This is a genomic window from Staphylococcus sp. 2S1, assembly GCF_046721335.1.
Lineage (GTDB): Bacteria > Bacillota > Bacilli > Staphylococcales > Staphylococcaceae > Staphylococcus > Staphylococcus equorum_A.
On record NZ_JBEUUJ010000003.1, the window covers coordinates 2,198,915 to 2,212,032 of the forward strand.

General features: G+C 33.0%; 7 protein-coding genes, 4 pseudogenes and 1 riboswitch. Of the genes and pseudogenes, 2 read left to right on the plus strand and 9 right to left on the minus strand.

Annotated elements, in window-relative coordinates:
- Window positions 1-149: 149 nt before the first annotated feature.
- Together rpsA and cmk are read right to left on the minus strand one after the other, a co-directional pair.
- Entirely contained in the window at window positions 150-1,331 is a 1,182-nt protein-coding gene (rpsA, locus tag ABLV90_RS11500) for a 30S ribosomal protein S1 (protein ID WP_460872664.1), read from the minus strand.
- Window positions 1,332-1,639: 308 nt separating this feature from the next.
- On the minus strand, window positions 1,640-2,299 hold the full coding sequence (cmk, locus tag ABLV90_RS11505) for a (d)CMP kinase (RefSeq protein WP_427707844.1): 660 nt from the start codon (window positions 2,297-2,299) through the stop codon (window positions 1,640-1,642).
- Window positions 2,300-2,377: 78 nt separating this feature from the next.
- On the opposite strand from cmk, the gene ABLV90_RS11510 reads away from it, so the two are divergent.
- Window positions 2,378-3,352 (plus strand): asparaginase, encoded by a 975-nt coding sequence (locus ABLV90_RS11510; protein ID WP_427704405.1) that lies wholly within the window; start codon window positions 2,378-2,380, stop codon window positions 3,350-3,352.
- Window positions 3,353-3,542: 190 nt separating this feature from the next.
- Here the strand turns inward: ABLV90_RS11510 and ypdA are convergent, their stop codons facing one another.
- The 4 genes and pseudogenes from ypdA to ABLV90_RS11530 form a co-directional block, all read right to left on the minus strand.
- A complete protein-coding gene (gene ypdA / locus ABLV90_RS11515) occupies window positions 3,543-4,529 on the minus strand; it encodes a bacillithiol disulfide reductase YpdA (protein WP_460872665.1) in 987 nt (328 codons plus the stop codon).
- Window positions 4,530-4,723: 194 nt separating this feature from the next.
- Window positions 4,724-6,541: pseudogene (gene ebpS / locus ABLV90_RS11520) on the minus strand (elastin-binding protein EbpS).
- Between the two features lie 148 nt (window positions 6,542-6,689).
- Window positions 6,690-8,071 (minus strand): annotated as a pseudogene (locus ABLV90_RS11525) (RecQ family ATP-dependent DNA helicase).
- Window positions 8,058-9,023: a helix-turn-helix domain-containing protein gene (locus tag ABLV90_RS11530; RefSeq protein WP_460872666.1), complete on the minus strand. Its 966-nt coding sequence runs from the start codon at window positions 9,021-9,023 to the stop codon at window positions 8,058-8,060. Before ABLV90_RS11530 ends, ABLV90_RS11525 begins: the two are co-directional and overlap by 14 nt.
- Before the next feature lie 109 nt (window positions 9,024-9,132).
- Between ABLV90_RS11530 and ABLV90_RS11535 the strand changes: the two genes are divergently transcribed.
- Window positions 9,133-9,381: a ferredoxin gene (locus ABLV90_RS11535; RefSeq protein WP_002507556.1), complete on the plus strand. Its 249-nt coding sequence runs from the start codon at window positions 9,133-9,135 to the stop codon at window positions 9,379-9,381.
- Window positions 9,382-9,629: 248 nt separating this feature from the next.
- Here the strand turns inward: ABLV90_RS11535 and ABLV90_RS11540 are convergent.
- The 3 genes and pseudogenes from ABLV90_RS11540 to ABLV90_RS11550 form a co-directional block, all read right to left on the minus strand.
- Window positions 9,630-10,176 (minus strand): annotated as a pseudogene (locus tag ABLV90_RS11540) (ECF transporter S component).
- A 65-nt stretch (window positions 10,177-10,241) separates the two neighbouring features.
- Window positions 10,242-10,377, minus strand: a riboswitch (FMN riboswitch).
- A gap of 234 nt (window positions 10,378-10,611) precedes the next feature.
- Window positions 10,612-12,389: pseudogene (locus tag ABLV90_RS11545) on the minus strand (ATP-binding protein).
- On the minus strand, window positions 12,373-13,098 hold the full coding sequence (locus ABLV90_RS11550) for a response regulator transcription factor (protein ID WP_002507553.1): 726 nt from the start codon (window positions 13,096-13,098) through the stop codon (window positions 12,373-12,375). Before ABLV90_RS11550 ends, ABLV90_RS11545 begins: the two are co-directional and overlap by 17 nt.
- Window positions 13,099-13,118 lie beyond the last annotated feature (20 nt).

Here is a 13,118-nt window from a genome sequence, read left to right on the forward strand (position 1 = left end):
AAGGGGTAACCAAATCAAAAGAAATATTTAATCTGTACTAATATTATTAGGTTAGTTTTAAAAAATTTGTTTTTAGAGATTACATAAAAATAAATCTTGTCCTAAATAGATGTTAGGACAAGATTTAAAATTGGTGTTAAATTTATACGTTAAAACTTGAAGTCTTTTAATTTATCTCCGAAAACATCACCTAAAGTAGGATTATCATCATCGTCAGAACCACTTTCTAAGTAAGATTTCGTAGTGGCACTATCACTTTCAACGACATTTTCCGATTCTAATGTTGCTTTAATAGATAATGAAATGCGTTCTTTTTCTACGTCAACACCTAGTACTTTAACACTTACGACTTCCCCAGGCTCTAATACTTCGCTTGGTGAACCGATGTGAGTATGTCTTATTTCAGAAATGTGTACTAAGCCTTGAACGCCTGGTTTAATTTCAACAAAGGCACCGAAGTTAGTTAGTCTAACAACTGTTCCTTCGATGACATCACCTTCGTTAAACTCACCTTTTATTGATTCAAATGGACTTGGTAAAGTATCTTTAATTGATAATGAGATACGTTCTGAATCTCTATCAACTGATTTTACTTTTACATTAACTGTATCTCCAATAGATACTACGTCTTCTGGAGATTTAACGTGTTCATGAGATAATTCAGAAACGTGAACAAGTCCGTCTACGCCACCAATATCTACAAAAGCGCCAAAGTTAGTTAAGCGTGCAACTTTACCTTCAATCACATCGCCTTCATTAAGTGAATTTAATAAATCATCTTTTTTCTCTGCATTTTCTAATGCCTCTACAGCTTTACGACTAAGAATGACACGATTATTAGCGGGATCCAGTTCTTCCACTTTTAGTTTAAGAACTTGTCCTTCGAAATCAGAGAAATCTTCAATGAAGTCTGTTGAAATTAATGAAGCCGGAACAAACCCTCTTTGGCCAACATCGACTACTAAACCACCTTTTACTACTTCAGTGACTTTAGCTTCAATCGTTTTATTGTTGTCTAATTGTTCTTGTAAAAATTCATATGATTTTTCTGTTTCAAGTTGACGTTTAGAAAGTATATAAGCACCTGTCTCATTTTCTTCGTCATACTCTACTTTTGTAACATATGCACCAATTTCATCACCAACTTTGACAACATCACTTGGATTGTCTATATGATGCGTAGAAAGTTGACTAATAGGGATGATACCATTAAATTTAGCACCATTAATGTTTACAATTACTTGTTTTTCATCAATTTCTTGAATCTCACCAGTAACTGTATCCCCTTCTTTAATCTCTTTGATCATTGATTCGTTGAATTCTTCAGTCATCTTGTCTGCCTCCTTATTACACTACATAATTATAACATCTTATAAACTGACAGAATTGTCAAGAAATTCCCCTTTATTATAGGAATTCAAATTCTATTTGTTAAAAAGTTGTAAAATCAGGGTTTCGAGCTAACAAAAGCTTTGAAATGTTTACCTAAAATTTACATTTATTTATATATATGCAGATCTAATTGATATAAAAATGTACCTTATTTATATACCCTATAATTGTTATTATATAACCTTTTTACACAATTTAAAAAGAAACGGCATTATAATACGCTGTATTTAAGAAAAAGACTAATATTTTATTTGATTTGAGTAACTAAGGATAAAATTTCTTCAGTTACTTTTTCAATACTTTTACCTGTAGTATCTACTGTAATTGCATCATCCGCTTTTTTCAAAGGTGAAATTTCACGTGTCATGTCATAATTATCTCGATCGGCAATTTCTTGTTTTAATAGTTCAACATTAGAGTCGATGCCTCTTTGTTCATTATCTTTTTGTCTACGCATTGCGCGTTCTTCAACAGAGGCAATCATATAAACTTTTAAATCTGCATCTGGCAATACAACTGTTCCAATGTCTCTACCATCCATAACAATACCCTTTTGAGCTGCTAATTCTTGTTGCTTTTTAACTGCAAAAGTGCGCACAGCTTCTTTAGATGCTACAAAGGAAACATTGTTTGTCACATCATTTTCTCTTAAAAAATCAGTAACATCATGGTTATCTAAAATGACTCTCTGACCTTTTTCTTCATCATACGTCAATGATAATTGGGATGAATCTATCAATTGCGAGAAGTCTTCAGTCTTATTTTGTTGTAAATATTTATAAGTTATAGCGCGATACATTGCGCCAGTATCTACATAAATCATTGATAATTGTGCGGCAACGCGTTTAGCTATTGTACTTTTCCCTGCAGCAGCAGGTCCATCAAGTGCGATATTAATTAATTTCATTTTAGTAAACCTTCCTTGTTGTTTTATGTATAATATTTTATCATAAATATGTAAGTTATAAATAGGAGGAATGCCCATATGAAAAAACTTCTTCTCATACATACTGGTGGGACGATTAGCATGTCACAAGATGAAACTAATAAAGTAGTAACAAATTCAGACAATCCAATATCCAACCATCAAGACATTATTGAACAATATGCTGATGTAACAGAAATTACGCCATTTAACGTTCCATCCCCACATATGAATATAAAATATGTAGAAATATTAAAGCATATTATTGAGGATGCTAGTAGGAATGAAAATTATGATGGGTTTGTTATTACACATGGTACAGATACGTTAGAAGAAACAGCATACTTACTAGATCTTACTATAAATGTTTCAAAACCGATAACAATTACGGGTGCTATGCGTTCTTCAAACGAAATTGGTTCAGATGGGTTATATAATTTCATCTCGGCTATTAGAGTGGCTTCAAGTGATAATGCGGCAGATATGGGTGTTATGGTCGTATTTAATGATGAAATTCATACTGCACGAAATGTGACTAAAACGCATACCTCCAATACAAATACATTTCAGAGTCCTAATCATGGCCCATTGGGTGTAGTGACAAAAAATAGTGTTCAATTTCACCATAAACCATACGAACATTTAGTTTTAAATGATATTAACCATGATTTAAATATTCCTTTAGTAAAAGCTTATATGGGAATGAATAGTGATGTATTAAACTTTTATAGTAAGCATCAAGTTGATGGCATCATTATCGAAGGCCTAGGCCAAGGCAATTTGCCACCTACATGTTTAGAGGGTCTAGATAAGTGTTTGGATAAAGCAATACCTGTTGTACTTGTCTCACGATCGTTCAATGGTATTGTTGGCCCAATTTATGGCTATGAAGGTGGCGGTGCTACCTTAGCTGAAAAAGGCGTTGTTTTTTCAAACGGATTAAATGGACCTAAAGCAAGACTTAAACTTTTAGTAGGTTTGAGTAATCAATTAAATGCTAATCAGTTAAAAAAATATTTCGAATCACAGTTATAATGATTTAAAAAAACTGAGGCTGGGACATATCACATGTCTCAGCCTCAGTTTTTTATATTGGCAGTGGTCGACGTAATTGAAAATATGCTTATATCAAGCTTGCATTCCATTTTATAGTCAGCCTTGCCGGGATGGAACGACGAAATCTCATTAGAAAAATTTCTGTCTCATACCCTAGTTTATTATATTATTATGATTCAAGTGGTGTTTGTTTTTTAGATAATATACTTTGAGTGATAATACCGCCGTGGTATTTGCCGTTTTCAATAAAAATTGTATTTGCATCATTGCCTGCCGCAATGACACCGACGATATAGCAGTTTTCGACATTTGTTTCATAAGTTTCTCTGTTATAAACTGGCGCAGTACCAAACTCATTACTATTGATATCTATACCAATTGATTGTAGGAAATCATAGTCTGGATGATAACCAATCATAGCGAAGACATAATCATTAGGAATTTCAATTGTTTGATTTCCTTGCTCATAAAATACACTATCTTCTGTTATTTTAGTAACATTTGAGTTAAATGCCATGTTAATTTTTTCATGGCGTACTAGAGATTCGAAATTCGGTAGAATCCATGGTTTAATTGCCTTTGGATAATCTTCTCCACGATAAATAACTGTTACGTTAGCCCCAGCTTTTTCTAACTCTAAAGCCGCATCTACAGCTGAGTTTTTACCTCCGACAATTACAACATTTTGGTCAAAGTAAGGATGTGCTTCTTTAAAATAATGCATTACTTTCGGAAGCTCAGCTCCATCTACTTCAAGATGATTATGATGACCATAATAGCCAGTTGCTACAGTAAGGAATCTACATTGGTAGACATCTTTAGTTGTTGTAATCGTAAAACGGTTATTAATTTTTTTCACTGTGAGGACTTCTTCGAAAGCATTAACTCGCAATTGATGATGCTTAACCACTGCTCTGTAATATACTAGAGCTTGATTTCTATGTGGTTTGCTTTCTTCAACAATAAATGGAATATCCCCAATACTTAATTTATCACTTGATGAAAAGAAAGTTTGATGTGTAGGATAATTATAGATTGCATCTACAACATTTCCTTTTTCAATAACTAAAGTATCAATACCTTTTTTCTTTTGTTCAATAGCGACACTTAATCCGCAAGGACCGCCACCAATAATTATACTTTCAACTGTTTGCATAGTTTATTTGTCCTCCTTATACCACCAATATATTATACCAGTAGTTTAGAAAAAACCAAATGATAGAAATCGAATATTTTTGCACAAATGATATTGACGCTTTATTAAACTTAAAAAATTAATGAAAAAACGACAAAACTCACTAATTTAAGGAGTTTGGTCGTTTAATTGGTTTTTACTTATAAGGTGATGAACTATTGTGGAATAACAAGGCGTTGTCCATTATGGATTTCATTTCCTTGTAGATTATTTGCTTGTCTGATTTTTTCAACGTTTTCAGGAGAACCACTACCATAATATTGAATAGCAATTCTATATAGGTTTTGACCATTGACTACATGTGATTGTTGGCCAGAGTTACTATTTGCTTGTTCGCTATCTTGGTTGTTAGTTGCTTGTGATTGATCTGAAGATGAATTGCTTTGAGCGTTAGATTGATCACTTTGTTGATCTTGACCGCTCTGACTGTTTTGGTCGCTTTGACCTTGACTGTCTTGCGTATTATTTGTTGCATCTTGTGAACCATTGCTAGCTGAATCAGAATTTGCATCGTTACTTGATTGATCAGAATTTGCATCACTGTTTGCTTGGTCAGTGTTTTCGCTATCAGAATTGGCAGAATCTGAACCGCTATTGCTGTCTTCTGAGTTTGCAGATGAGTTATCTTTGTCTTCATCTTTATTGGCTTTATCATCTTCTGATTTTTTATCTTCATCTTTTTCTTTTTCAGAATCAGACTTACTATCTTTATTATCAGCTACTTTTTTGTCATCGCTATTTTTGTCACCATCGTCATCGCCAGTTAAAGCCATGCCACCGAAAATAGCAATTGCGGCTAATATTAATATCGCAGCTAATATTGGTAATAATTTACCTAATAAACCGCCTTTTTTCTTTTTCTTATTATCGTCATCATTGTTATCACCATTATTACCATTGCCGCCATTACCATTACCGCCGTTGCCATTGCCGCCAGCTTTAGAATGTGCCGTCGCGGCAGCACCTGTTCCGGCAGACAGCAGCGCCACCGACTACAGCGAGCACCTTTTTTCTTAGAACCATTTTTTTCTTTGTTCTTTTCATCTTTATCTTGTGCTTCGTTTTCGCTGTGATTATCTTTATTGTCTTTGTTGCCTTTGTGCTTGCCAGCGAGCATAAGCACCTGCACCAGTTGCGGCTGGCACCTCCAGCTACAGCGAGCGCCTTTTTTCTTAGAGTTATCTTTATCTTGCTCTTTTTTATCTTGATCTTCTATATCTTTTTCATTTTTATTCTGCTCGGTTGCTTTATTGTTATTATCTTGGTTGTTATCTTGCTTATGTTCATCTTTGTTATCACTATGCTTGCCAGCAGCATAAGCACCTGCACCAGTTGCGGCAGCGGCGCCTCCGACTACAGCGAGCACCTTTTTTCTTAGAACTATTATTATCATTTTCTGAATGCGAAGCATCATCTGATTTGTCTGCTTGTTCGTTATCAGAGTTGTTGATATTTTGTTCATTATCATTTAAGTCATTTTCTGAATCTTTATTATCATTGTGCTTTCCAGCAGCATAAGCACCTGCACCAGTTGCAGCAGTGCCACCGACTACAGCAACACCTTTCTTATTAGATTCATTATCTTTTTGTGATTCAATATTTTCATTGGAATCATTTTGGTTTTCTTTTGTATTTTGATTGTTTGTAGATCCAGGGTTTAAATCATTATTCTTCGAAGGATCTTTTGTTGAGTTATTATTATCTTGTGGTGATTGATTTTCGCCTTGAACTTCATCATTGTCATGTTCAGGCTGATTATCTGAATTTTGATTTGTAGCTGTGTCACGTCTGCGCTGTCTTCTTTGAGCGTTTCTAGGAGGGAATTGTTCGTCTGTCTTATCAGAAACTTCCTCTTTTACGTTGTCAACTGAACCGTTAACGGAATCCTTTGCATTGTCTTGATGTTCTTTTGGATCAATGGATTGACGATTTTTTTCAAAATCATCTTTAAAATTGTTGTTAGACAAATTCATCATCCTTCCTCGTTTTAATTTAAGTATATACTGTTATACCCTAAAAATAAGTAAATATGTATAACTTTTTATGCAAAAAATCACTATTAAACTAGTATATATGTAGTATTATAGCTTGTTTGAAAAAGTGAAGTAAAGTATTTGTCTATTATTTAAACAAATTTTGTATTTTTTCATTAAAATCCATTTTTCTTTTTACTTTTTTTCTATTAATTAAATTAATTACATTTAAATCAGAATCATTATCACAGCATTGATCAGGTCTTTTACTTAACGTTTCACCAAAGAATTCCATCATATAAGTGCGTCGACATTGGTCTAGGTTTTTGTATCCTAGCATACGTATATAACCTTGGCGTTTTCGTTGATAGGTCCTGTCAAATATCGTACGCAACTCAGTAAATGAGTAATAGCTATTTAATATTTCTAATATTTCAAATTTATCCGGAGTTACAAAGGCACCTACTTCAAAGGCATCTACATCCTCAGTGGTCATCATATCCGTAAATAATAGTGTTTCTAGTAAAAAACTATCGTCAGGTTGAAATAAACTAATTGCTTGACTGTCAGCCCCATCACGACCAAGCACGACCAATTTCTTGCATGTAGTTTGATGGACTTGTTGATAAATGGTAATGAAAAATAGAACGTATATCTTTTTTATTAATGCCCATACCAAATGCACTAGTTGCCACGATGATAGGTATTTCATTATTTAAAAATTGATGCTGAACTGTGTGCCGTTCTTGATAAGATAAATCTCCATGATAAATACCTGTTAAAAATCCATAGTTATATATTTCTTTTGCTAAGGTTAGGCACACTTTTTTGGAAGAAACATATATAATTGTAGGTCCTGAATTTTCTAATGCTTGGAAGTAACCATTTTAATTTAGCTTCATCGTCTGCGAAATTTTTATGTGTTAAAGAAATATTGTCTCTATTCATACTCGTTTTAATGACATGAAAAGATTTTTTTAACATATCATTTAAATCATAAGTTAAATAATTCGGTGCTGTTGCAGTCAGAGCAAGCACGGTTGCTGTCGGAAAACGTGCGATAATTTTACCTATAAGTGCATAGTGTGGTCTGAAATCATATCCCCATTCAGATAAGCAATGTGCTTCATCTAATACGACCATGCCGATATTCAAATTTTTAATGAGTTTGAAATTTTGCGGTTGGAGTATAAATTCTGGACTTAAATAGATAAATCGACTTTTTGTTAGTGATTCAATGTTTCTTTTTCTCTCATTTTCATCCATGCCTGAATGAATACAACAGACATGATGTTCACCATGTAATTTGAGTTGCATGACTTGATCATCCATCAAAGAAATGAGTGGTGAAATGATGAGAGTCGGTTGTTGACGTATGTATGTTGGTAATTGATAACAAAGACTTTTACCACTTCCTGTAGGTAAAATACCTAATGTATCTTCATTGTTCAATACACTTTCTATAATCTCTTGTTGACCAGGTTTAAAAGTCTCAAACCCGAACCACTTTTTTAGCTCATGTTGTAACATTGATTTCACCTCTCTCAATTCCAACGATAATCAATTTCAATTCAAAATAGCTGAGGTCAGAAAATATTTCTTTATAATTGCGTAGCCTCTCGCTACGATGTGAAATGTAATAAGTCATGAAATCAGTATAAGTTGAATGTGTTAAATAATCTTCATAATTCGATATGTAGCCTTTTATAAATAGCTCTAAAATATGATCATCTATCGTATTAGGTTTAACATTTTGTTGTGCGACCAATTGTTCGAAGTTTAATCCATTTTGTAAACCTACGTAAGTTTGCTCTGTTTTATTTAATAATGATGGTAGCACAATCAGTTTATTTAACAGTGGATAGTTAGATTCGTGCTCAATCTCGTACATTAATGTGACTAAATCTGTAAATTCTAATTCAAATAAGTGTTCTTGTGGTATGTCTTCTATTAAACTAATTTGTTGTCGTGTATACATACTTTCTTCAAAACCTTGTAGGTAATAGTGAATATATATTGTGTTGTTTTTATTCAACATAGATTGGAATAATGTCGTAAGTTCTGCAATGAATTGGTCCTGTAATTGATTGCTTATAATTTCTTTATATACAAATTTAACTTGTTGGTGTACAGTACTATGTTGAGTAATAGGTACGAATTGATAGACCTTATGTTTAGTATTAGATAGGGTCTGAGTTAATAATTGTATGGCTTTAAATGTGTTAGTTAAACTATCAAACGTATGTCTCGGATGATTAGCGATATTTTGATAGCTATTATCTTGAGCATTAAATTGATTGAAATATCGCTCGAACGACTGATATTTCAAGTTAGGCATGCTGTGATATAATGACAAGAGTTGTTGACTACAGGCATCAAAAAAGGTTTGATGTGACTTTTTCCCTGTGATAATATTAAATATACTTTTTTCAGTTTTGTAATTGTGTGCATGTGTTTGTGCAAATTGGATTATATTATACATGTTTACTCCCTCATTCTATAAAACGAAAACATTTGAAAAATCTTAAAACAGTGACTACAATAATAATTGTGCTATTAGTGTAGCATTTTTGTCAAAGGAGGCGAAGAAATTGGCTAAATATACAATTGTTGATATGGATACATGCATTGCATGTGGTGCTTGTGGTGCCGCCGCCCCTGATATATATGACTATGATGATGAAGGTATTGCTTATGTGATACTAGATGACAACAAAGGTACAGCAGAGGTGCCGGAAGAATTATATGAGGATATGGAAGATGCGTTAGATGGTTGTCCTACTGATTCAATTAAAATTGAAGAAGAATCATTTGATGGAGATGCGTTAAAGTTTGAATAAAAGCAAGTTTAGTACCATAAAAGTAAGTATGCGATTTATACTTAATAATATATAATAAGCGTTTGTCTAAATATAGTGATTACTAACTATATTTACTAATGGCTACGTTTAAGGTTAGCGTGTTCACATTGCATGGAGCATGCTAATTTTTATGTCTAAAATGATTTTAAATTATGAATAGTTGATTTAATATATAAAAACAGGGCGATTTCTGTATTACTTTAATAGAAATCGCCCTGTTTTTATATTTATTTTGGTAATACATTTTTTAAACGTTTAAATAAAAGAATGAACACTATAGAAATAATAGCGCCTTTAATAATGTTGAATGGAATAACACCAGATACAATGACAATCTTAACGTTTTCTACAACATTAGATAAATTCATAATCATGCCATATAAAGGTAACAACACAAAGTAGTTCAAGATACTTAGAATAATTGTCATTACAATAGTTGCTACAGTAAAACCTATAATCTGTGATTTAAGGTTATATTTGTTTTTAGTAACATAATAAGCTGTTAGTAAAAAACTGGATGCTTGCTAAAAAGTTAGCAACTGGACCTACTGGATCTCCAAGATTAAATAAAAAGTTTAATAAATTTTTTATAAATTCTACAATGATACCGGCGAGCGGTCCGAGTGTGAATGTAGCTAATAATGCGGGCACATCACTAAAGTCTAAAGTTAAATAAGGCGGTAAAAATGGTATTGGAAATTTTATAAACATCAATATAAAAGAAACCGCACTTAACATACTTATCGTAATAAGTCGTTTTGTTTGTTGTTGCATATTAAATTATCTCCTTCCATTCATCTTTCATCGAATAGGAGGATTTAACAGCACAACAAATAACCCTCCATCTTCTCCCATCCAGACTTTACTGTCGGCTCTAGATTTTCACTAGATCAGCCATTTATTTAAATGAAAATAAATGGGTCGCGAGCTTTAATTACTGCCGGTTGGGAATTACACCCTACCCCGAAGATGAATATCTTAAATTTTTATAAATATATCATAGCTTATTACTCAGGTAAAAACAATACTATTGCTCTAAATATGCTAAAAAGGGAGTAAAAGCGACTAAATTAAAGAAAACCTACACTTTTTAGTGAGTCTGCAAGCATAATTGATAATAAAGACCGGCGAAATAACAATAATGATTTCGCCGGTCTTTATATTAATGTTTGATTAGTTTAATTGAAGCAGTAACCACTCAACTATTTTCTATAACATCTCATTATTAGTTAACTTTGGTAATTTGACAATAAATGTTGTTCCTTTACCTAGTTTACTTTTAACGTCAATACTGCCACCATGTTCATCTATAATCATTCGACATATAAATAAACCTAGACCTGTACCTTGTTTACCACGTTTACGCGAGGAATCAACTTTATAAAAACGTTCAAACACTTGTTGTAGATGCTCTGGCGCAATACCAGAGCCCGTGTCTGTAATATATAATATGTTTTCTGTCTCTGTTTCCCCATAACTGATAGTGATGGCATCTCCCGCTTCGGTATACCTTGTTGCATTGTCTATCAAATTAGTTAAGACTTGTTCAATTCGATCTAAATCATAATACCACAGCTGTTCGTGCGTATTTGGATTTAAATTGATGCTTAAACCTAAACTCTCTGCATGACTTTGATATTTTTGTTGCATTTTATTTAGCAATGTATCAATTGGCTGAACAGATTTTTCTACCGTTAGCCCCTCAAGCATCCATACGTGCAACACTGAGAAGCTCATTTACAAGTCGATTTAAGCGTTTAGTTTCATCTAGTACAATAGATAGTGATTCATGTATTTCATCGGGCTCTGTGACGATGCCGTCCACTATAGACTCAGTATAGCCTTGTAGTAATGAAATAGGCGTACGTAATTCATGTGAAACATTAGCAATAAAATCTTTTTTCATTTGGTCTATGTTATGTTCGTTTGTCATATCACGAATAATAGCTACGATACCACTACGACCATCTGGTTGAATTTGATCAATATAACTCGTTATTATTACTAAATAACGCGTATTTATTTCATATTCTTCAAATTGTGTTTGCTTGTTTTTGAAAGTACGTTCATTTTGTTTATCAAGCTTTTTGAGTTCATGATCACCAAGTATTTGAAGTGTGTTTTGAGCCATTTTATTAGAAATTATAATTTCTTTTTTATCATTGTATCCCAATACACCTTCAATCATAGAATTGATTAAACTATCACGAATATTTTTTGAAGATGACAAGGCATCTATATGTTGTTGAATTTCAGAACTCATCGTATTAAACGTACGAGATAATTCACCAATTTCATCGCGCGTATTTACAGGTACGACTTGAGCATAATCTCCTTTAGAAACTTTCAAGGCCTGTGTCCGTAAATTTCGTAACGGTTTTGTTATACGAGATGATAAGAAAAAGGCAAAAACGGTTGTAATTGCTAAGAAGATAATAGCGATAATTAAAATAATAACTGTAATTACGTTATTGGTTTCTTCAATCGTTTTTAAATCTTGATAGATAAATACGCCACTGTAGTTATTATTTCGATTATTATCTTGCTCAGTCAAGTTTTTAGCAGGATAACCAATTAACACATAAGTCCGCTGTTGCCCATTGATTTTGACAGTAACGTGTTCTGAAATTTGTTTTCCTTTATCAAACACTTGGTTATAATCTTTATTGTTTTTAATTTCTTTAAACATCTTGTCTTTAATTTTATCTTTATGTTGGCTCACCATATGCTTATCATTCATAATAATAAGCCCATCTGGGTTTTCTATCAATTTACGACTGTATTCAATAGCTGTAGTTTTATCATCTGCACTTTCCACCAATTGACTGATACGCTGTGCATCTTTGAGTAATGAATCTTCGGTTTCTTGCGTAAAATAGGACTGAATAAATGTTATGAGTGCAGACACTTAGTAAAATTAAAACTGTCGTTACTATTAAAATAATAGTTAACCACAGTTTTATTACTACATTATTTAGCCGATTCATCATTGGACTTAACCTCGAATTTATAACCAACACCCCAAACAGTTTGAATCATTTGAGCTGCTGCATCAGATACTCGATTTAACTTTTCTCTTAAACGTTTAACGTGAGTATCTACAGTACGCAAGTCGCCGTAGAATTCATAATGCCATACTTCTTTTAGAAGCTGTTCTCGATCAAAGACTTTGTTAGGTGTTTTAGCTAGAAATATTAACAACTCATATTCTTTTGGTGTTAAATTAACTTGGTTATTATCTGCTAATACTCTGTGTGCATCGTTGTCAATGACAAGGTGGTCAAATTCAATTAAATCACGCGCATGAGGTTCACTTTGTTCTGTATGCGCTACTTGTGTACGTCTTAACAACGCTTTGACGCGCAATACCACTTCACGAGGAGAAAATGGTTTCACGATATAATCGTCTGCACCAGATTCGAATCCTTCTACCCTATTTGTTTCTTCACCTTTAGCAGTCAACATAATAATTGGTGTTTCTTTGTGTTCTCTGAGACGTGAAGCAACAGTGATACCATCCATTTCTGGAAGCATAAGGTCTAATAAAATACATGAATAATCATGTTCCATCGCCATTTTATACGCTTCATTACCATCACTTGCTTCATGTATCTCAAAAGATTCTCTTTCAAGGTATAATTTTAATAATCTTCTGATTCGATCTTCATCATCTACGATAAGTATTTCATTTGACATACATATGTACCTCCCACACT